The sequence below is a fragment of the Tenacibaculum ascidiaceicola genome, from assembly GCF_047470925.1.
Lineage (GTDB): Bacteria > Bacteroidota > Bacteroidia > Flavobacteriales > Flavobacteriaceae > Polaribacter > Polaribacter discolor.
Window position 1 is genome coordinate 118901 of sequence record NZ_JAZKJP010000002.1, and the last position, 23057, is coordinate 141957.

Annotated in this window: 16 protein-coding genes; 9 read left to right on the plus strand and 7 right to left on the minus strand. The window is 31.6% G+C overall.

From position 1 onward, the window contains the following. Window positions 1–8 precede the first annotated feature (8 nt). Window positions 9–788, minus strand: coding sequence for a sulfite exporter TauE/SafE family protein (locus VBY68_RS00990; RefSeq protein ID WP_124590056.1), 780 nt, complete (start codon window positions 786–788; stop codon window positions 9–11). A gap of 46 nt (window positions 789–834) precedes the next feature. Then, complete coding sequence (locus tag VBY68_RS00995) at window positions 835–1755, minus strand: AraC family transcriptional regulator (protein ID WP_124590053.1); 921 nt, start codon at window positions 1753–1755, stop codon at window positions 835–837. A 199-nt stretch (window positions 1756–1954) separates the two neighbouring features. Between VBY68_RS00995 and VBY68_RS01000 the strand changes: the two genes are divergently transcribed. The 3 genes from VBY68_RS01000 (at window position 1955) to acs (ending at window position 5852) form a co-directional block, all read left to right on the plus strand. After that, window positions 1955–3454, plus strand: a complete 1500-nt coding sequence (locus VBY68_RS01000) for an aldehyde dehydrogenase family protein (RefSeq protein ID WP_121147498.1) — start codon at window positions 1955–1957, stop codon at window positions 3452–3454. Between the two features lie 57 nt (window positions 3455–3511). Then, window positions 3512–3853 (plus strand): DUF779 domain-containing protein, encoded by a 342-nt coding sequence (locus VBY68_RS01005; RefSeq protein WP_121147497.1) that lies wholly within the window; start codon window positions 3512–3514, stop codon window positions 3851–3853. Window positions 3854–3944: 91 nt separating this feature from the next. Continuing rightward, window positions 3945–5852: an acetate--CoA ligase gene (acs, locus tag VBY68_RS01010; protein ID WP_415268582.1), complete on the plus strand. Its 1908-nt coding sequence runs from the start codon at window positions 3945–3947 to the stop codon at window positions 5850–5852. Between the two features lie 19 nt (window positions 5853–5871). On the opposite strand, the gene VBY68_RS01015 is transcribed toward acs, so the two are convergent. The 3 genes from VBY68_RS01015 to VBY68_RS01025 form a co-directional block, all read right to left on the minus strand. Then, window positions 5872–6555: a response regulator gene (locus VBY68_RS01015; RefSeq protein WP_415268583.1), complete on the minus strand. Its 684-nt coding sequence runs from the start codon at window positions 6553–6555 to the stop codon at window positions 5872–5874. Continuing rightward, on the minus strand, window positions 6536–8563 hold the full coding sequence (locus VBY68_RS01020; protein ID WP_415268584.1) for a tetratricopeptide repeat-containing sensor histidine kinase: 2028 nt from the start codon (window positions 8561–8563) through the stop codon (window positions 6536–6538). Before VBY68_RS01020 ends, VBY68_RS01015 begins: the two co-directional genes overlap by 20 nt. A 67-nt stretch (window positions 8564–8630) precedes the next feature. Next, the gene (locus tag VBY68_RS01025; protein ID WP_415268585.1) at window positions 8631–8828 is read right to left on the minus strand and encodes a hypothetical protein; all 198 of its coding nucleotides are present in this window, start codon (window positions 8826–8828) and stop codon (window positions 8631–8633) included. A 1677-nt stretch (window positions 8829–10505) separates the two neighbouring features. Between VBY68_RS01025 and VBY68_RS01030 the strand changes: the two genes are divergently transcribed. The 4 genes from VBY68_RS01030 to VBY68_RS01045 all read left to right on the plus strand — a co-directional run bounded on the left by VBY68_RS01030 (window position 10506) and on the right by VBY68_RS01045 (window position 16426). After that, on the plus strand, window positions 10506–11966 hold the full coding sequence (locus VBY68_RS01030) for an alkaline phosphatase PhoX (protein WP_415268586.1): 1461 nt from the start codon (window positions 10506–10508) through the stop codon (window positions 11964–11966). 41 nt (window positions 11967–12007) lie between these two features. Next, a complete protein-coding gene (locus VBY68_RS01035; RefSeq protein ID WP_415268587.1) occupies window positions 12008–13759 on the plus strand; it encodes a cytochrome-c peroxidase in 1752 nt (583 codons plus the stop codon). 113 nt (window positions 13760–13872) lie between these two features. After that, window positions 13873–14634, plus strand: a complete 762-nt coding sequence (locus tag VBY68_RS01040; RefSeq protein WP_028891005.1) for a DUF6503 family protein — start codon at window positions 13873–13875, stop codon at window positions 14632–14634. A gap of 130 nt (window positions 14635–14764) precedes the next feature. Beyond that, the gene (locus VBY68_RS01045; RefSeq protein WP_273693815.1) at window positions 14765–16426 is read left to right on the plus strand and encodes a sodium:solute symporter family protein; all 1662 of its coding nucleotides are present in this window, start codon (window positions 14765–14767) and stop codon (window positions 16424–16426) included. Here the strand turns inward: VBY68_RS01045 and VBY68_RS01050 are convergent. Together VBY68_RS01050 and cmk are read right to left on the minus strand one after the other, a co-directional pair. Beyond that, window positions 16423–17910 (minus strand): NAD(P)H-hydrate dehydratase, encoded by a 1488-nt coding sequence (locus VBY68_RS01050; protein WP_415268588.1) that lies wholly within the window; start codon window positions 17908–17910, stop codon window positions 16423–16425. The two genes, VBY68_RS01045 and VBY68_RS01050, sit on opposite strands and share 4 nt — an antisense overlap. Before the next feature lie 89 nt (window positions 17911–17999). Continuing rightward, window positions 18000–18689, minus strand: a complete 690-nt coding sequence (cmk, locus tag VBY68_RS01055; RefSeq protein WP_415268589.1) for a (d)CMP kinase — start codon at window positions 18687–18689, stop codon at window positions 18000–18002. Between the two features lie 267 nt (window positions 18690–18956). On the opposite strand from cmk, the gene VBY68_RS01060 reads away from it, so the two are divergent. Next, window positions 18957–21203 carry a T9SS type B sorting domain-containing protein gene (locus tag VBY68_RS01060; RefSeq protein ID WP_415268590.1) on the plus strand — a complete coding sequence of 749 codons (2247 nt, stop codon included), beginning with the start codon at window positions 18957–18959 and terminating at the stop codon, window positions 21201–21203. 7 nt (window positions 21204–21210) lie between these two features. Further along, complete coding sequence (locus VBY68_RS01065; protein WP_415268591.1) at window positions 21211–23040, plus strand: PorP/SprF family type IX secretion system membrane protein; 1830 nt, start codon at window positions 21211–21213, stop codon at window positions 23038–23040. The last annotated feature ends 17 nt before the right edge of the window (window positions 23041–23057 follow it).

Below are 23057 nucleotides of genomic sequence, written 5' to 3' on the forward strand. Positions count from 1 at the left end.
AAGCGAAATTAGAATAAATACTTAATTAAAATCCGAATACTTACAAAGGCAATCAAAATAGCGGTTGCCTTTTTTAGTTGAGAGGGAGTAAAGAATTGATTACTCATTCTACTACCAATTTGCCCGCCAATAAAAACGGTAATTAACAAACTAGAAGTTAGTGTCCAATCAATAGAAAACTCAGGATTTGTATACTGACCTATCAAGCCAGATATTGAATTTACCAAAATAAAAAAACTTGCTGTAGCAGCTATTTTTTTAGGAGTATCCCAATTGGTTAAATGAAGTAACGGAGCTAGGAAAATACCACCACCAATACCAACCATTCCTGAAATAAAGCCAATGATTCCGCCATAACCAGCATTTTTTGACAAGTTTAAATCTTTAGTTTTACTGTTATTGGTAACTACTTTGTTAGAAATCCACATGGTAATAGCAGCAAAGAGTAGTGTGAAACCTAAGAGAATAAAGAAAAAAGTTTGACTTATTCTTAAATAGCCACCTAAAAAAGCCATAGGAATGCTAAATAAAGTAAGCGGAATAACTTTTTTCCAGTTATATTGTTTTTGTTGCATATACAGTAAAACATTACCCGTAACAACCATTACATTACATAGTAAAGCAGTAGCTCTAATTTGTGTAAAAAGTAAACCAGTAAGTGCTAAGACAGCTAAGTAACTAGAACCTCCACCAAACCCTACAGAGGAGTATAGAACAGCTACGATAAAGAAAAGTAAAATTATGTACCAATTAGTACTTAAAACATCTAAAAAAAGAGATATCATCATATTAAACAAATGTAACGATAAAAGTTTTTTGAAAAAAGTTGATGATTTACTCTTTTAGAAAAGACTTTTTAAACTGCTGAGGAGTAATCATCTCCATTTTTTTAAACTGTCTGTTGAAATAGCTAATGTTATTAAAACCAGATTTGTAAGCTATTTCAGAGATTCGCAGGTTTTTAGATTGTTTTATAAGTTTCTTAGAAAATTTAATCTTTTCAGAGTTTATATAGTCAATAGGAGAAATTCCTAAGGTGTTTTTAAACTTTTTATGAAAATGAGATGTACTCATACAAGCTTTCTTAGCTAACAATTCAACAGTAATATCTTTATTGGTAAGATTGTTTTTTATAAACTTAATAACCATTCCTATACGTGTATCTGTAAGCGTGCCAGAAGGATCATTTAAGATAAAAGCTTTAGCCTTAGTTTGTAATAATCTCACAATAAGTTCTTGAATCATTAAATCAAGAAGAATGTCTTTAGACTTATTTTGTTCAGTAAAAGTGTGTACCAAACGTCCTACTAAATGATTAATATCTGTATTGTGTACTAGGTGAGAAGAAGTTTCATTTAGCTTCCAATTATTGTTTTCACGTTCAATAGCTACATTATGATTAAACTTTTCTACTATCTCATCAATCTTATTAGAGTCAATACCTAAAGCCAAACACTGAGTAGGATTATTCTTTTCAGCTAAAGGAAAATCGATAATCATTTCTTTGTTAGTCGGCATTACTACAGATTCACCAGGAAAGAAATCAAAAGGTTCCATACCTTCTAAATGCATTACTTTTTTTCCAGTAAGCATACTTGCAATAACAGGAAAATCAAAAGTTAAAGATATCTGCTCTGCACTTTTATGAGTCTCAAAAATATTCAACTCAGCATATTCAGCATTATACGTAGTTCTGTTCTCAATTAAAGTAGTGAGTTTTCTACTTTCTTTATGTCGACTTAATAAATGGTTCATAATCAATAGTACAAAATTCTATCTATGTATTTTTTAAGATAATAGATATGTGTTACAATTTAATAAATACGTTCAATATATTGACTATATGATATTTTAATTTTACAAAAATTACGAAATATTCATTTTTAATATGTGTTAATTAAGGAAGTGTTATTTCGATAGTTGATTTAAGTAAAAAACAAAAATACAAAGTTTTATGAGTTACACGAAACCAAAATTTAAAGACACTTATGCAAATTTTATCAATGGAAAGTTTGTGTCTCCATTAGGAGGAGAATATTTTGAAAATACATCTCCAATTGATAATAGCATTATAGCAAAATATCCTAGATCACAAAAAGAAGATGTTGAATTAGCATTGGATGCAGCAAACGCAGCCAAAGAAAGCTGGGGGAACACTTCAGCTGCAGAGAGAGCATCTTTATTAAATAAAGTAGCAGATATTATTGAGGCAAATTTAGAAGAGTTTGCATTAGTAGAAACGTGTGATAATGGAAAACCAATACGAGAAACATTAAATGCAGATGTTCCTTTAGCAGCAGATCATTGGCGTTATTTTGCTGCAGCAATTAGAGCAGAAGAGGGTAGTGCTACCGAGCTTGACCAAAATACCTTATCAATGAACATTAAAGAGCCTTTAGGGGTTGTTGGACAAATTATTCCTTGGAATTTTCCTCTTTTAATGTTGTCATGGAAGCTACCTCCAGCACTAGCAACAGGTAACTGTGTAATATTAAAACCAGCAGAACAAACTCCATCATCAGCAACACTTTTAATGGAGAAAATAGCAGATGTTTTTCCTCCTGGGGTTATTAATGTAATACATGGTTTTGGACCAGAGGCAGGTAAGCCATTAGCATCGAGCCCTAGAATAGATAAAGTAGCATTTACAGGAGAAACTACTACAGGGCAGTTAATTATGCAATACGCTTCTAAAAACTTAAACCCAGTAACGATGGAGTTAGGAGGTAAGTCTCCAAATATCTTCTTTAATAGTGTAATGGATGAAGACGATGCATTTTTAGATAAAGCAATTGAAGGTGCAGTGTTGTTTGCTTTTAATCAAGGAGAAGTATGTACCTGCCCTTCGCGTATCTTAGTACAAGAGGATATTTATGATAAGTTTATGGAGCGAGTAGTAGCAAGAACAAAAGCTATTGTTCAAAATAGTCCGTACGATGTAAATACGATGGTAGGTGCACAAGCATCAAACGATCAATATGAAAAAATACAAGCTTATATTAATATAGGAAAAGAAGAAGGAGCGAAAGTATTATGCGGGGGAGGAGCTAATAAATTAGAGGGAGAACTAGCGAATGGATTCTATATTAAACCAACTATTTTAGAAGGACATAACAAAATGCGTGTATTTCAAGAAGAAATTTTTGGTCCAGTAGTATGTGTAACAAAATTCAAAGATGAAGCTGAAGCGCTAGAAATAGCAAACGATACGATGTACGGATTAGGGGCAGGAGTTTGGACGCGTGATGCACATCAGTTATATCAAATTCCAAGAGCTATTAAAGCAGGTAGAGTTTGGGTTAATTGTTATCACTCATATCCAGCACATGCACCATTTGGAGGTTATAAAAAATCAGGATTTGGTAGAGAAACCCACTTAATGATGATGGACCACTATCGTCAAACTAAGAACATGTTGATATCGTATGATAAAAACAAGTTAGGGTTCTTTTAGTTGTTTGAAAATACTGGGCTGATATAGGCCCAGTATTTTATAATTTAAAAATAGAATATGCAAAGAGTAGCAATAACAGAAGCGGCAAAAGAAATAGTTGAAAAACTAAAAAAACAGCATGGAGCATTGATTTTTCATCAAAGTGGAGGATGTTGTGATGGTTCGTCTCCAATGATTTTTCCTAAAGATGAAATGTATTTAGATGAAAGTGATATTTTGTTAGGTGTGTTAGATGAAGTTCCTTTTTATATGAATAAAGATCAATATGAATATTGGAAGCATACGCACTTAACGATTGATATAACTGAAGGAAGAGGATCAAGTTTTTCATTAGAAATTCCTTTAGGAGTTCGCTTTATCGTGCATTCACGATTATTGCAACAAGAAGATGAAGATTAGTATGTGTTTTAAGAAGAAGAACTAATAAGTTGATAAACAATTAAAAATGATTTATTTTAGTAGCTTAAGCTAAAATAAAAGAAGTATAAGAATGAGTAATTACCACGTAAAAAACCTAGAAGAATATTTTCAAGTATATAGAAAGTCCGTAAGAAATCCAGAGTTATTTTGGGAAGAAATAGCAGAAGAACACTTTGTTTGGAGAAAAAAATGGGATACCGTTTTAGACTATGATTTTGAGAAAACTGAGTTTAAATGGTTTGAAGGAGCAAAACTAAATATTACAGAAAACTGTATAGATCGTCATTTGCATATTAGAGGAGATAAAACTGCCATTTTATTTGAACCAAATAATCCAAATGAAGAAGCCGAACATATATCTTATAAAGAATTACACAAACGTGTTTGTAAATTCGCTAATGTGTTAAAAGACCATGGAATTAAAAAAGGAGATAGAGTTTGTATCTACTTACCAATGATTCCAGAATTGGCTATTTCAGTTTTAGCTTGTGCTCGAATTGGAGCAGTGCATTCGGTTGTTTTTGCAGGATTTTCGTCAACAGCATTAGCTACTAGAGTTAATGATTGCGAAGCAAAAATGGTAATTACTTCAGATGGTTCTTATAGAGGAGCTAAAACAATTGATTTAAAAAGTATTGTTGATGAGGCATTAGAAAATTGTCCTACTATAGAAAATGTATTAGTAGTCAAAAGAATTAATTCAGATATTAAGTTAAAAGAAGGACGTGATAAGTGGTTAGAACCTTTGCTAGAAGAAGCTTATCAAGACTGTGTTCCAGAGATTATGGACGCTGAAGATCCATTATTCATTTTATATACTTCAGGTTCAACAGGAAGTCCAAAAGGAATGTTACATACTACAGCTGGTTATATGGTGTACACAGCTTATACATTTAAAAATGTTTTTAATTATAAAGAAAACGATGTGTATTGGTGTACAGCAGATATTGGTTGGATTACAGGGCACAGTTATATTGTGTACGGTCCCTTAGCAAACGGAGCTACAACTGTAATGTTTGAAGGTGTTCCTAGTTATCCAGACTTTGGTCGTTTTTGGGAAATTGTTGAAAAACACAACATAAATCAATTTTATACAGCACCAACAGCAATCAGAGCATTAGCAAAAGAAAACTTGGATTTTGTAGATAGTCACGATTTATCCTCAATAAAAGTTTTAGGAACGGTTGGGGAGCCTATTAATGAAGAAGCGTGGCACTGGTATAACGATAATGTAGGTAAAAAGAAAAGCCCAATTGTAGATACTTGGTGGCAAACAGAAACTGGTGGGATAATGGTTTCACCATTACCATACATCACTCCAACAAAACCAACTTATGCAACATTACCTTTACCAGGAATTCAAATAGCGTTAATGGATGAAAACGGAAAAGAAGTAAAAGGAAATCAAGTTGACGGAAGATTGTGCATAAAATATCCTTGGCCATCTATGGCAAGAACTATATGGGGAAACCATCAGCGTTATAAGGAAACGTATTTCTCAGCATTCGATGATATGTATTTTACAGGTGATGGAGCGCTTCGTGATGAGGTGGGATATTATCGAATTACAGGTAGGGTAGATGATGTAATTATAGTTTCAGGTCATAACTTAGGAACCGCACCTATTGAAGATGCAGTAAATGAACATCCAGCCGTAGCTGAAAGTGCTATTGTAGGTTTTCCACATGATGTAAAAGGGAATGCCTTATATGGTTATGTGATTTTAAAAGAAGCAGGAGAAACAAGAAACCAAGACAATTTATACAAAGAAATAAATCAAATTATTACGGAACATATTGGTCCAATTGCTAAGTTGGATAAAATTCAGTTTACTGAAGGGTTGCCTAAAACGCGTTCAGGAAAAATTATGCGTCGTATTCTTAGAAAGATAGCACACAACGAATTAGATAATTTAGGAGATGTCTCTACGCTATTAAACCCAGAGGTTGTAAAAAGTATAATTGATAACAGGTTATAAAAATAGTGAAAAAGGGTTCTTATAAGAATCCTTTTTCTTTTGCTATTAAAATTAAATCACGATCATCAGAATTATCAACCCCAAACACTTTAGCCATTTGTCGTTTTCTTTTTTGAACAGCAGCTAATGATAATGGAAGGATGTTAGGTAATTTATTTACACGATTACCAATAGATAATTCATATAAGATTTTTCTATCTAAATCATCTAAAAAGTATTCATTAGAAACTTGACTTCTCATCATTTTCATTACAGTTTTACTGTAATATGGAGGGTCGCTAAGAACTTCTTTAATAGCATGTACTAATTCTACAGGAGTAATGTCGTTTTTAACTAAAAAACCATCAGGATTTACATTTTTTAAAATACTGTGTACTCGGTAATTATCGTTAAAAGTAGTAGAAATGATAATTTTAGATTCAGGTAGTTTTTCATTTATAATCAAACCTAAATCTTCACCAGATAAAATACCTTTTTCTTCCATAGGAGGGAGGCTAATATCTAAAAAGATAATTTCAATTGGTTGATTATAAGAGGAATATGTCTCTATAATTTCATCAGCAGCACCACAATTATTTGCTATTTGTACCTGAAAAGAAATGTTTTCACCTTGACTTTCAATATAAGTAAAAGCGCTTTTATAAGCTTCTGATATTAAGGGGTGATCGTCAATTATTAAAGCGTTATACTTTTTGTTTTCCATTTGTCGTATTAAAAGGGGTTATAATGACAAGCGTAGTTCCTTGGTTTTCTTTAGAAATAAACTCTAAATTACCACCTAGTTTTTTTACTCTTGCTGTAATATTTTTTATACCAATTCCCTTTTTCTTTTTCTCGGTATTAAAACCAATTCCGTCATCTTTTAACGAAATAATAAGCTCTTTTTTATTAAATGAGACGTCTAAGATAACATTTTTTGCCTTTGCATGCTTTATAATGTTTTGTAAAGCTTCCTGTATTATACGGTAAACATTAGCTTTTGTAACCTCACTAATTTCACTCCAAGGAATAGTTTTATCAAAATCAAATTGATAGCTAAAGTTACCAATGGTACTTCTGTCTTTTAAGAGTTGAGTTAAAATAGTTGTAAAATTAATATTAGCACTATCAAAATTATCACTTAACCTGTGGGAAACATCTCTAATTTCCTTTTCTATTTCTTGTAACTCATCTAAAAAAGCCTGATGTTTTTCTTGAGTTTCAGGTTTCATTTGCATTGCCAAGAAGCCTAGATTAACACGAGTACCAAAAAGTTTCCCTAAAACACCATCATGAAGTTCAGCCGAAATACGGTTACGTTCGTTAACACGCTCTTCTTCTAATTTAGCTTGTTGTTGTAATGTTAACACATATACTTCTTCGTTAGCTTTTTGTTGTTCTGCTTCTAGTTTTAATTTTTCATTTCTTACTTTTTGTACACGTAAAAAATATAGTAAGCTAAGAACTAACAGACCCGCAAAACTAGTTACAATAATCCATACACGTTGTTGACTTAAACGCTCCGTTTCTTCAATATATTCATCTGTTTCAAACTCAATACGAGTAAACTTATTTTGTATTCTTCGCTCAGCACTAATTAAACTATCGTTAAACACTATATATCTATCTAAATATTTTTTAGAATTTTGTTTGTCTAAATTGGCAAGTTGTTTTAAAGTAGTTAAATAATCTCCCCCATTTTTTAACTCTTTGGCAAGCAAATTGGCTTCTTTAGCATATTGCATAGCCTTAGTAGTATCTTTGGTATATTTATAATAATCTGAAATATGGATTTTTGAAGTTAGAATCCCTTCGTTATTACCTAAACTATCTCTAATATTTAAAGCTTTGTGAAAATTTTGTTTTATACCTAGGGTGTCTCTTGCTAGAAGTTTACAGTAAGAAATATTGTCTAATACTCTTGCGTATTGCTCTTTTTTTAATATATTACCAAGTTCTTTTTTGAAATTTTCTATAGCTTTTTTGTAGTTCTTCTTTTTAAGGTAAGCATTTCCTATATTATTGAAAATAGTTATGTATTTTCTACTTCTATTTTTTTTACTTAGGTTGGAATAATGTTTTAGAGCTGTTTTGTAATAGAATATAGCTTTGTCATATTCTTTAATATCAAATTGCAGAAGACCAAGATGGTTGTATGATAAGTATAAATCCTGATGTTTTTTTAAGCTTTTATAAATTTTTAAAGCTTTAATAATTAAGATTTCACTACCTAAATAATCTCTGTAGCGGCCTTTAATATGTGCCATTCCAAATAACATTTTAGCTTTTTCATATTCAAAGTTACCTTTTTCGAAAGCTTCATAGGCTAGATTAAAATGAGCATAACCCTTACTGTATTTACCCAGCTTTACATAATAAGTAGCATAATTCCAATGAGCGTCACCCAGTGAGTAATAGTCCTTTGTTTTGTTTGCTGACTCTACAGCCTTTTGATTAATCTTGAGAAAAGATATTGAGTCTTTTAGCTTGTAGTATTCGTAAGATATGGTGCTTAAGTGATTTTGACTCTTTTGATTCTTTTGGATATAGTTATACGCTTTGAATAATATTTTTCTCCTACTAACAGTGTCTAACTTTTCATTATTAATTGAATTTAGCCATATTTTAATGCTGTCTACTTGTTGTAATTTAGAGTACGGTAAGAAAAAGCTATAAACAGAGCTTGTTAGAATAAAAAATAAAAAGAATAAATTTACTTTTAGAGGTTTCAAGAGTATTGTTTTTTGAGATAACTAAAAAAAGCTTCTAACATTTTGTTAAAAGCTTGTAAATATAAGTTTAATTTCCTTTTGTACCATCACCTCCATCATTACCACCACCTGTATCTCCACCTAAGTAAGGAGGTGGACTTGTTACTGAAACTAGTTTTATATGATTATCGTTGTTGTTTGGTACAATATCTTCTGTTAAGTCTGTACAACTTGTAGTTAACAAAAATAACGTGCATATTAGTAGTGTAAATTTTAAAGTTCTCATAATTTCAATTTTTAAATTTTGACAATAGTCTTCCTAGCCGCATGTGCAGCTCGTATAGCATCGAAATAAATTTTCGTGTGTATTACATCATTTTTTAAATGAGGCAATAGTCATCTAACCCAAGTGTTTGGGTAGTAGGTAGAATTAAATTGATAGAAACATCAATTCATGAAGATGCGTTACTACTAAGGCCTATTGAGTACAACAGACTTCAGGGAATTCTACTTTGTCATAAAGGAAGCGTTTGCAATTTTTTTAAATGAACGCTAGTTGATTTCTGATTCTAAAATAGTGACAACATTATTAATAATGAAGATGATTTTAGTAAGCGTTCTTGTTTAATGAGTAAACGTCCTTTTTCATTTAGTATGTGCAATTTTAATGTTTTCATAGCATTTATTTTGTCTCCTTAATATAGTGAAAAAAAACGAATTATACAAGTTTTAACTTGTTAAAAATGTGTTTTTTAATAAAAAAAAAGCGTCTTTTTTAAAAAGACGCTTTTGTGTTATATATAAGTGTAGAATAATTGCTAATTCCTCATTAAATATTTTGCTCCACAATAAACATCCTTGTCTTTTTTTGTTATGTAATCAGCCTCTTTTCTGTAAGCTAAGCTGATACTTCTGTTTATGTTAGTTAATACCATAGTTTTAAATTATTATTTATTAATAATACTAATTAAGTATATCTTAATAAGTATGGTACAAATATACGAAATTTTTACAATAAAACAAGTGTTTTTGCTGTTTAATATATTGATAATCAGGTAGTTAAACTGATTTTAAGGTAAGGGGAGGCTGTCCGGATAATATCCAGATAAGTAGTGTTTTTGTAACGTTTTGTACGTTAGGTTCTTAGAGTTCAATTAAGAGTTTTTAATATGTTTTAAATTAAAATTTCATTTTTCAAAAAAATATAAAAAAAAAGCGTCCAAAATTAATTGGACGCTTTATATATTATTAGTTTTTATAATCAAATCATATTTGAGTTTTCATTATAATTAACATACAACGTCCTGTTTCGAAAGATTCCTTCATCAGGATTCCCGCGAAAACCACATGTTAAGCTCACAAGCTCTTGTGCTATATGTAAATTCATTTTTTTCATGAAAAGCAAATATATAAAATTTTAAATAATTATTGTTTTAACAATATTTTTAGCTTTTAGGACCTTTTTTACTCCATTTTGATGAAAAAGTAAGTCAGTGACTTACTAAAAGTAAGTCACTGACTTACCAAAAAGAAAATTAGACGGTTTATTTTTGTCTCGGTTAAAATTTAAACCTTCAATAAGGTTAAGATATAAAATGGGGAATTATATCACGTCGTAGGGAAAGTTCTATGAAGAAAAAGAAAAACAAAATGACTTTTTTACTCTAACCAAAGTAAAAATTTGATGCAAACTAAGAGTACCTTTTAAAGGTGCTCTTTTTTTTTTTTTGTTAGAAAAAGAGGTGTACCAAGAAGTAATATGAGTTAAGTAAGTTAAGAGATGGTTAAGGACTGTAATGGTAATAACTAGTGTTTACAGGATTTTACGAAAATTGTTGTTTAGAGTTGTTTAAGTTTAGTTAAAGTTAATAACCTTTTGATGAGATAGATTTAAACTACAGCTAAGAACTTCTTAAAGTTAGTGTTGTTGATTTGCGGGTATAAAACAAAAATTAACAGAATAATGAAAAACTTACTTAAATTAGGGTTCTTAGGTGTTTGTAGTGCAATAGCTTTAACATCGTGTGACTCTGATAGTACACCTAACCATGGAGATTCAATAGAATTAAAAGCACATTCTAAAACTCCCAACTTCTTAAAATTAGAATCAGAGTTTTCTGGAGTAAACATTTTTCCTTTATTATCATCTGAAGATAAATTAGAAGATACTCCAAACTTTGTGTATGGTTCTATGGCTGATGGGGCTGGATTAATGAGAAACTCAGATGGTACTTATACTTTAATAAATAATATTGAGGCAGATTACTCTATTGCTCGTATTAAATTAGATAAAACTTTTAAACCAGTTCATGGTGAGTATATTTTAAACGCTATAGCAACAGGAGGTTCTGCTCAATGTTCAGGGACGTTAATAACACAAGAAGAACATGGTTTTGGTCCTTTATATTTATCAGGAGGAGAATGGGGAGATGGACCTCAAGGGGTTTTTGCTACCGATCCTTTTAAAGAAGCTTCAGCGGCAAGTTCTCCAAGAATGTTGACAGCTATGGGGCAATGGGTTACTGAAAATGCAGTGCCATTAAGTAAAGAGGCTTATACTGATAAAACAGTTGTATTTATAGGTGATGATCATGGAGATAATATGGTTCCTTCAGGGCAATTAGGAATGTATGTAGGAGATAGAGGAGATTTAGAAGGAGGTAAATTATATGGTTTAAAAGTAACTAATGAAGGTGTTACTTATGAAGTAGATATGAAAGAGGGTACAACTTATAACGCTTCTTTTGTTGAGTTAACTGAAAAGAATATCGATTTATTAGATGCTGAAGCTAAAGAAAAAGGAGTGATGGGATTCTCTCGTTTAGAAGATATTGATTGGAGAAGAGGTTCAGCTAAAAACAATCGTGAAATTTATTTTTGTGTAACAGGTCGTAAAAAAGAAGGTTTAGTAGGAAAAGGAACTATTTATGGACGTGTTTATAAAGTAGAGTTAAATGAAAACGACCCTACTGGAACAGCTAAAATTACATGTGTATTAGATGGTGATAAGTTAGATGGTAAAGCAAAACTTTTCCATAGCCCTGATAATATTGTAGTAACTGAAAACTATGCATATATTCAAGAAGATCCAAACGGATATTTTGATGGAGAAAAGAATCATGCAGCTAGTTTATATCAATACAACTTAAAAACTGGAGAGTTAAAGAAGGTGTTAGAGTGTGACCAAGTTGCAGCATCTGCTAAAGGTTATGGAGCATCTTATCAAGATAAAGCTTGGGAAATTACAGGAATGATTGATATTTCTGAAACTATCGGAGTAAGCAATACATTTTTATTAATTACTCAAAATCATGGTTGGGAACCTGCCGACGGAGGAGCGTTTACTGATCCTATGGCAAATGACGCAGCAGAAACAAGAAAGGAAGGAAGTCAATTATATGTAGTTCAAGGATTAGATAGATAATGACAAACAATTTTAAAAAAATAAAAAAGGCACATGTTATCATGTGTCTTTTTCTAGTATCTATAATTAGTTGTAAACAAGAAAAAACAGCGAGTTATACAAAAGTTGATAATCAAGCTTTAGTAGCTAGAGTTCAGGAATACTATTCAAAACATCTTGACAGCTGTATTTCAAATTTAGAAGAAATTAATGCTGTTGAAGAGGTCTCAGAAAAACTGAAAAAATACAAATTAGCAAGAAGAGAGTTTAAGTTAATAGAGCCTATTTTATCATTCGTTGATAAAGAAAATTATAAGAGTTTAAATAGTCCTAATCTTTTAAGAATAGATGAAGAAGATGCTACAAACATAAACATAAGAAACCCTTTTGGTTTTCAGGTTATAGAAGAGTTGTTGCATGAAAATGAAGTTGAGGTTGTTGCTTTAAAAGATGCTGTAAATATAACCAAAAATAGACTAAAACTAATAGCGGCAAACAATACATTGTATTTAAAAAAGCATCATATTTTGTGGTTGTTACGCGATCAAATTGCTCGTATAGCTTTGGTGGGAATTACAGGTTTTGACTCACCAGTATTAGAACAATCATTAATAGAAGCAAAAACAAATTACGAAACCTTATTTTTTATTATAAATACGTATAAAAGTGAGTTTTCAAAAGACAGTTTATATAGCGATTTTTTAAATGAGTTACAAATAGCTCAAAAAGTATTACAAAAAGGCGATTTTGAGTCGTTTAACCGCTATAATTTTATAAAAAATCACATACATAAACAATTAGAGCTGTTGGTAAAAACCTCAGAAGATTGGAAAGTAAAATTTCCATTAACTATGGCGTTCAATAATAACATTACTTCATTATTTTCTAAAGAAACATTTAATGTTGATTTTTTTAATGACTATCATCAGTTAGAGAAAGCTATGTCTGATGAGAAAATAGCTTTAGGAAAAAAGTTATTTAATGATAAAAGCCTATCAAAAAATGGCGTTATGAGCTGTGCTACTTGTCATATTAAGGATAAAGCTTTTACTGATGGATTAGCAACTTTTTCGAAGCAAAAAAGAAATACACCAACATTACCATATGCAGCTTATCAACAAACTTTTTTTCATGATGGAAGAGCGGGAAGTTTAGAAGGACAAATTGTTGGAGTTGTTGAAAATAAAAATGAGTTTCATACCAATTTAGAAAACTTGGCAGAAACTGTAAAAAGTGATAGTGTATATACAAAATCATTTACTGATTTATATGGAAAAGTAACTGATTTTAATATCAGAAACGCGATGGCAAATTACATTAGAAGTTTAGGAGACTTTAGTTCAAAGTTTGATAAAAACATTAATAATAAAGAAAACACTTTAACAACTTCTGAAATCAATGGTTTTAACCTTTTTATGGGAAAAGCAAAATGCGCGACCTGCCACTTTCCACCTGTGTTTAACGGAACAGTTCCACCTAATTTTACTGAGACTGAGGTAGAGTCTATAGGAGTTCCAAATTTAGAAGAAACAGAGTTAGATGATGATTTAGGTGCCTATAATATATTTAAAACTGAAGAACGAAAATACTTTTTCAAAACTTCTACCGTTCGTAATGTATCCAAAACGGCTCCCTATATGCATAATGGGGTATATGAAACCTTAGAACAAGTAGTTGATTTTTATAATAAAGGTGGTGGACAAGGATTAGGGTATAAAGTTCCAAATCAAACGTTACCATCAGATAAATTAAATTTGTCAGAAAAAGAAATTAAAGACCTAATAGCTTTTATGGAAGCCTTAACGGATGAATAATTCATTCAATTTTTATAGTTAACATCAAACTCTCTAAATGTATTTTAGAGAGTTTTTTATTTTTACTGTAATTTTTAGTGGCAGTTTCGACCAATTAGAACAAATCAATTATCATGAAAAAAATACTAGTACTAATAGCTATAACTCTTGTTTCAATAGCATGTAAAAAAGAAGTTAAAAAGGAAACAAGTAAAAAAGAAGAAGTAGCAACGTTAAAATATCCAAAAGCTTTAGAAGAGGTTTTAAAAAAACATGGAGGAATTGAACAATGGAAGAAAATGAAAACATTGTCATTCACACTAAAAAATGAAGAGCATACTACAGATTTACATTCACGAAAAACAGTAGTAAATTCACCAGAATATTCTTTAGGATTTGACGGAAAAGAAGTGTGGTTACAACAACAAGATTCAACAGCTTTTAAAGGGAATCCTAAGTTTTATTATAATCTATATTTTTATTTCTATGCAATGCCTTTTGTGTTAGCAGATGATGGTATTGTATATTCAGAAACAAATCCACTAATTTATAAAGGAGTAACCTACCCAGGAATAAAAATTTCATACAAAGCCAACGTTGGAACTTCACCAGATGATAATTATTTTATATTTTACCATCCAGAAACAAAACAAATGGCTTGGTTAGGGTATACGGTTACCTTTTTTAGTAAAGAACCAACAGATGCGTATAAAATTATAAGATACAACGATTGGGAAAATGTTAACGGTTTGTTGTTGCCAAAATCCATAACTTGGTATGCTAAAGATGAAAACGGGCAACCAACAGAACCAGCAAGAGAACCAATTCAGTTTAAAATGCCTTTGTTAAACGAAGCATCTTTAGCCAATAGTTTTTACGAAAAACCAAAACAATAATCAACTAATAAACAAACAAAGTATGGATAAAAAGTATGTATGGAAAGAAGAATACACGTTAGTCTTAGTGGCTAATTTAGTATACATCGTGTTATTTTATATAATCACTAACATATATACAAAGTAAACCATGCAAATAGTAGATTGGATTGTTCTTTCAATAACCTTATTGTTTATTGTTTTATATGGAGCTTGGAAAACCAGAGGAAGTAAAAATGTAGAAGATTATATAAAAGGAGGAAACGAAAGTAAATGGTGGACGATTGGTTTGTCGGTTATGGCAACACAAGCCAGTGCCATTACTTTTTTATCTACTCCAGGACAAGCGTTTCATAGCGGAATGGGCTTTGTACAGTTTTACTTCGGGTTACCAATAGCAATGGTAATTATCTGTTTGGTGTTTATTCCTATTTATCACCGATTAAAAGTTTACACAGCTTACGAATATTTAGAGGGAAGGTTCGATCAAAAAACTCGAACCTTAACTGCAATTCTGTTTTTAATTCAACGTGGATTAGCTGCAGGAATTACCATTTTTGCCCCAGCTATTATTTTGTCAGCAGTTTTAGGTTGGGATTTAGTTACGCTAAATATTATAATAGGTGTTTTGGTAATTATTTACACTGTTTCAGGAGGAACTAAAGCAGTAAGTGTTACTCAAAAACAACAAATGGCTGTAATTTTCGCAGGAATGTTTGTTGCTTTTTACTTGATATTACAATATTTACCAGACGATATTACATTTACCAAAGCACTAGAAATTGCAGGTGCTTCTGATAAAATGAAAGTACTAGACTTTTCTTGGGATTTAAATAACCGTTATACTGTTTGGACAGGTATTTTAGGAGGAACATTTTTAATGTTATCTTACTTCGGAACTGATCAAAGCCAAGTACAGCGCTATTTATCAGGGAAATCATTAAGAGAAAGTCAATTAGGATTGATTTTTAATGGGCTGTTAAAAGTACCGATGCAGTTTTTTATTCTGTTAGTAGGAGTAATGGTGTTTGTATTTTATCAGTTTAATCCGTCACCATTAAATTTTAACCCAAAATCAGGAGAAGCAATAGCAAATTCCAACCTTGAAACAATAGAACAATATGTAAAATTAGAAGAGCAACATCGTTTTATTGAAGGAAGAAAAAAAGCGCTGATTTTTGAAGGGTTAACTCCTGATAATGTAGCACAGATTCAAGAGTTTAATGAACAAGATAAAGTACTAAAGGAGGAAGCGAAAACTATTATTTCAGAAGTAGATCCGTTAGTAGAAACAAACGATAAAGATTATGTGTTTATTCACTTTATTCTAAATAATTTACCTAAAGGATTAATAGGTTTACTATTAGCGGTAATTTTATCAGCAGCAATGTCTTCTACAGCATCTGAATTAAACGCTTTAGGAGGTACAACAGCAATTGACTTGTACAAACGCAATACCAAAATAGAATATAGTGAAGAGCATTATGTGAAAATGTCAAAATGGTTCACTTTAGGTTGGGGGATTTTAGCAATTTTAGTCGCCTGTGTAGCTAATTTATTTGATAATTTAATTCAACTCGTAAATATTATAGGTTCCATTTTCTACGGAAACGTGCTGGGGATTTTTTTATTAGCCTTTTTTATAAAATATGTAAAAGGGAATGCGGTATTTGTTGCAGCAATAATTACACAATTAATTATTATAGTAGTTTGGTATATTGACTTGCTACCTTATTTATGGTTAAATGCTTTAGGATGTGGATTAGTAATGTTATTAGCAACACTAATCCAAACATTTTCTAAAGACAACTAACTTTTTTCTATTCGTAAAGCATCAATAATATCAGAAGCAATTAACGCTTTGTATCCTTTTTTACAAGCGGCTTCGTCACCTGCTTTTCCGTGGAAAAATACGCCTAACAAAGCGGCGTGTAAAGGAGTGTAGTTTTGTGCTAATAATCCAGTTATGATTCCTGTGAGTACATCACCGCTACCACCTGTTGCCATTCCTTGGTTTCCAGAAGTGTTGAAGTACAAATTTCCTTCAGGAGAAGAAATTACAGTATATGCATTTTTTAGAACTACGATACATTGATATTTTGCAGAAAACTCAAGTTGTTTCTGAAAACGTTCAGTTGAGGTGTCAGATTTTCCAACCAATCTATCAAACTCTTTAATATGTGGAGTTAAGATAGAGTTTTTAGGAAGTAACGATTTTAATTCTTCGTTTTGAGCAATAATATTAATGGCATCGGCATCTATTACTAACGGACTATTACTTTCCGATACTAATTTTTTCACAAGTTGTGTCGTTTTTTCGTTAACACCTATTCCAGGACCTATCCCGAGAATGTCGTATTTGAAAATTTCTGGGAGTTGGGTCACGAATTCTTCATTCTCATCGGTTAGGCACATTGCTTCTGGAATAGAAGATTGTATAATTTGATACCCGCACTTAGGTATATAACTAGTTAACAAGCCTGCACCACTTCGTAAGCAAGCTTTAGAAGATAGTACGGCAGCACCCATTTTTCCGTAAGAACCAGCTATTAACATTGCATGACCATAATTTCCTTTGTGAGATTGGCGAGTTCGAGATATTAAAAGATCAGTAATTTTTTCGTTTAGAATGTAATAGTTGCTCTCTTGTTGCTGAATAAAATCTTCATCTAAGCCAATATCAACCGTTTTCCAATTTTTTACAAACATTCCATTTTCAGGAAAAAAGAAAGAAAATTTTGGTCGTTGAAAACTTACGGCTAAATCTGCCTGTACAACAGTTTCTGAATCAGGTAACTTGTCACAATATAATCCTGAAGGAACATCAACAGCATACACAGTTTTTTTAGCATTATTAATGCTTTCAATAACATGTTTTATAAAACCAGTAATAGGCTTGGAAAGCCCAAAACCAAAAATAGCATCAATAATCACGTCATATTCAGAAAAATCAGGAACTTCACTAATAGACTTTATAATAATGGTATCATCAAGCTTTTGAAAATTAATATCACAATCTGGGCTAAGTGTATCTTTAAACTGAACTAAAAAAGGTTGTACAGTATATTTTTTACTTCTTAAAATTCTAGTAATAGCAAATCCATCACCACCATTATTACCAACACCACTAACAATGGCAATTTTTAGAGAGCGATTTAATAAAGGCTCAATGGCTTTTACAAACGCTAAAGATGCTTGCCCCATCAAAGCAAAAGAGGTAATTCCTTTTTTAGTAATAGTGTGTTCGTCAGCTTTTCGTATTTGAGTAACGTTGATTATTTTTCGAAGATTTTTCATGTAAGAAATTTACAACTTTACATAAAAAAAGCAAAAATAAACCCACAAAATTCTTGTGGGTTTATTATACTAATAATTAAAAGTAGTTTTTATTGAATTCTAGCGTTAACTAAACTCATAATGCGTTCAAATTGTTCTTTAAGTCCCATATCAGAATTATCAAACTCAATAGCATCGTCTGCCATAACTAAAGGAGAATCTTCTCGGGTAGAATCTATTCTGTCTCGCTCTTGTACATTTTGTAAAATTTCTTCATAATTTACATTATCACCACGATCTAATAATTCTTTGTAGCGACGCGTAGCGCGTTTGTCGGCAGAAGCAGTCATAAATAATTTTAATTCAGCATCAGGAAAAACTACAGTTCCAATATCGCGACCATCCATAACAATCCCCTTGTTTTTACCCATTTCCTGCTGCTCACGAACTAACTTTTTTCTAATTTCAGAAATTTCAGCAACTTTACTTACGAATTTAGAAACTTCAATGGTTCTAATTTCTCTTTCAACATTGGTTCCGTTTAAAAACATTTCAGCAAAACCAAGTTCTTCATTAAATGTAAAAGACAAAGAAATATTATGTAAGTCAGCAATTAACTTTTCTGAATTAAAATGATTTTCAGAAATATAATTATGCTGCATAGCATATAAAGTTACAGCTCTATACATAGCGCCTGTATCAACATAAATATAGGTCAATTCTTTGGCTAATTGCTTTGCTATAGTGCTTTTTCCTGTAGATGAAAAACCGTCAATGGCTATGGTGATTTTCTTTGTCATGATTCAAAAAAATAGATAGCAAATATACATTAGAATTTTAATATAGGTAGCGAGTTTATTAGTCCAAAAAGAACTAACCAACGATGTGGTTTTAATGTGTTGGCTAGTATAGATTTACGATGAAAAACTAAGATGTTTTAATAGAGAAAAAAACTTTAGTTGCCTGTTAAAAATAGATTTTATATATTTCCCTATTAATTTTATTAGTTTTATTATAGTTTTGTTAAGAAAAACTATAAATTTGACACCCTTAAAAGAATCCCTTAAATGAAAAGAAGCACTAAAAGCATATTATTACTTTTAGCATCATTTCTACTGTGTATAAATTCAAGCGCTCAAGTGCTTGAAAGTGTTGTTGTTAATGATTTAGTGGGGGTGAGTAATAGAGCTCTTTGTGATCAAGTAGGAGGGGCAGACTATTCTTTAGATATAAGTTTTACTGGAATTTTTGAAGATACTAATACTTTTACAATAGAACTTTCTGATGAAAATGGATCTTTTTCAGATCCATCTAAAGTAAAAACGTTAAGAACACTTATCAGTACAGCTGCAAATGACTATAACAAAGGTCAAGGTATGGATAATATCAGTTTTCAGTTGCAAGAAGGAACTTATGGTAAGAATTATGTAATACGTGTAACTACAAGTCAGGAACCTGTTCAAACAGTACAAACAGCTTCGTTTGAAGCGTATTATGACATGTTTGTAGAAGGAGAATTATCTATAAATAATGGTAATTCATTTACATTATGTAATGGAGAAACTAGAGAAGTAGCTTTAGATACTGATGTTATTGGAGAGTATTTATGGTATAGAAGAAATGGTGGTACTGATGAGTTGGTAGCTACTACACAAGAACCTAAATATACGATAGCAGAAACAGGGGTGTATTATGTTGTGATTGATTATGGTTTATGTGGAGGGCCAAAGTCAAGGTTTTTAACCGTTGATGGTCTTAGTGGAGCAGATACGCAAATTAAAGGGGCTTCGACTATTGAAATTTGTGGAGACCAATCTCATACATTTGAAGCAAATGCGACCAATACTACTTATATATATAATTGGTATTTAGATGATGAATTAAAACAATCTTCAAACGATCCAACATATACTACACCAACTGTAGGGCAATTTGGTACATACCGTTTAGAAATAGAAGCAGGAACGTGTACTACAGTTTCAAATGATGTTGTACTACAACAACAAACAGATGCAGGATACACGGTAACTAATGAAGGTGCACTGAAAAGAGTTATATTATTTGGAGAATCAAAAGAGCTGTGTATAAGTCATGATGCTACACCTGTTGAAGATGTAACTATTGAATGGTTTAGAAACGGACAAACATTAGGAACAGCAGTACAAGATCAATTATGTATTGATGCAACAACAGCAGGAACTTACTTTGCAAGAGTTACAAAAAGTACAGGGTCGGCTTGTGATGCAGTAGTTGATTCAGAAGAGTTTGTATTATTAGCTGTAGATTCACTTAATGTAGTAATTAGAACTGCTACAGATTATGAAGAGTGTAATTCAGCTACTACTAAGTTAAGTATGGTAGGTGTAAAAGCTATAGCAGAAGATGGAAACGAGTATGATTTAACTTCCGATCAAATAGCGATGCTAAACTTTGACTGGAAAAAAGGTGGGGTTTCTACAGGAGGAACAAGTGAAGAGTATACTGTCAATTCATATGCTGATAATGGTTCATATATATTAACAGTAAGTACAAATACTGGAAAGAGTGGTGATTCTAATGCTATTGATGTAAAGTTAGTAGAGGTACCTCAGGTATCTTCTACATCAACTTCAAATTCTTTATGTGCAGGTTCTTCTATTGTTTACACAATAGATAACTTTAATATGAGTTATACTTATCAATGGATAAAAGATGGTGATGAAGATGTAACCCCTTCAGACCCTCAAACATTAGTAGTAACTGAAGTAGGTGAGTATGTGTTACAATATTCAGATTCAAGCTGTAACAATGAATTAGCACCTATAAATGTAATTCCTTTTGATGATTCAGCAGTAACAGTTACTCCATCAGAAATTGTTGTGTTGGAAGAGGGCGGTTCAGCTATAGTTGTGGCAGCTGGTGGAGAAAATTACGAATGGTATCAAGGAGAAGGTACTTCAGGAGCTTTGTTGTCAACAACAGAACAGTTAGAGGTAACTGAATTAGGTTTTTATACAGTGCAAGTAAAAGTAGGTAACTGTACATTATATAAGACAATAGAAGTAGTAGAACCTGATGGACAAATTATAGTGCCTAATATTGTGTCTCCTAACCAAGATGGAATTAATGATACTTGGAAATTGTCAAATTCATATGCATATCAACCTAGTGTGGAGATAATATTGTATAATTCAGGGGGAAAAGAAATTTTAAAAACAACTGATTACAAAAACGATTGGCCTGTAGAGAGTTTAGGCAATCAAAAAATATTTTATTATAAGATTATTAGAGAGGGCAAGCTGATTAAAGCAGGGACGATATCAGTAATAGATTAAATTTTAGATGATTAGAAAAATTACTTTACTTATTATTTTAGTATTAAATGTGTTTGTGGTACAAGCACAATTTTCTGGTGGTGAACAGCAATATAGTAGCTTTAGTTCACGTAACTTCATGAAGTTTAATCGCTTTTTAACCGTGCCGACTTTTTCTGCGTTAAGAGAAAATAAAACATCGCTTTCTGCAATCGTAAGAAATAGTAATGTAGAATTTGAAGATAATCCAAGATTATATTTGGCTACATACTCAGGAAAAATGCGGGAAAATGTAGGAGCAGGTCTTGCTATTTATCAACAAGAAGTTGGAGTTTTTAAAGATTTTGGTGCCTTAGCTAACTATGCGCACCGTTTACAGTTAAATGAAACGATGGATTTAACTTTTGGATTTAACTTCCTGTATAGTAGAAGAAGTGCAGATGGTTTAAAGGTAAATTCAGCAGAACCAGATCCTCAAATTTCAAATTACCAAGATCTTCCTATCGTTAATTTTCAACCAGCTATAACATTATCTATTGGAAAGTTTGATGTAGGAGTGTTTTTTGAGAATCTAGTAGATTTTAACTTGAAAAAGAGTGAAATGGCTACTTCTTTTGGAGAAAAAACATTTTCAGGGCATTTAATGTATTCACATGAATTAACCTATGCAAAAGGACTTTTTGAAGGAGCTGATATACGAATGTTAGCAATGGCAAGAAAGCCAGGAGATGGTGAATTTGGTTATGGAGCAAATGCTATTGTAGATTTACCTAAAGCAGGTTGGGTAAAAGCAGGTTATGATAAAACGTACGGTATCTCAGCAGGTGTTGGAGTAAACTTGTCTGATAAGTTAGCAATTGGTTTTACCTATGAAAAGAGCAGTTTTGCTGCAACTAATGAAATAGGGTTGATTTATAATTTTGGAAAAAAATCGTTTACAAGAGAGCGTCCTAAAAGAAGAACTGGTAACGTAAAAGTAAACCTTCCAGAACGAGCTCCAAAGAAAGAAATTGAATATAAAAATCCAGAACACAACGATTTATCTGATGAAATTCAAAAAGCGCAAGATTCTATTGATATTTTAAATAAAAAGGTTGATGAAGTGTTACGTTTATTGAAAAATCAACCAGCGCCAAAAACAACTACAAATACTGTAATAATAAAAGATACAGTTCAAGCAAAAGATACTTCGTTAAAAAGAAGATTAAATACACCGTGGCGTAAGAGTACAATAACGCGCTCAGGAGGTGGAGGTACAATGTATTATGTAGTTTCTGACCAGTTTAGAAGTAAAGAAAATGCAGAAGCGCTAATAGATAAATGGTCTCGATTAGATATTGAAGCAAAATATGTATTTGAGCCTAAGAAAAAGTTATATTATGTTTACCTCGATAGGTTTGCAAAAGAAGAAGATGCAGAAGAAGAGGTTGATAATTTTAATGATAAAACTCGATTATTTGAAAAGAATGATGAGAAGAAAGATAATTCAACCATAAAAGTTAAAAAAGCAACAAAAGATCCTGTCTATGTGGTTAAAATTACTTTAGGAGGCTCACTGAGTAGCTATGAAGAACCAAAAACACAACCGCCAGCCAAAGTTTACCCAATGGAGGCTGAAGGAGTAGAACCAGGATACTATTTAAGAGTATATGTTAACTCAAAAAAAGCATTAGCAGATAGAAATGTAGATGAATTACGAAATGATGATATAGATGCAGATTATTTTGTTGATCCAAAAACAGGGTTTATGCATGTTTACATTTTTAAAACAACAGATAGAGCAGAAGCGATAAAAATGTACAATACAAATTTAAATGGAGCCTTTTACGATCGTAAAGCAATCGTACAGATAAAATAGAATACATAACTTAAGAA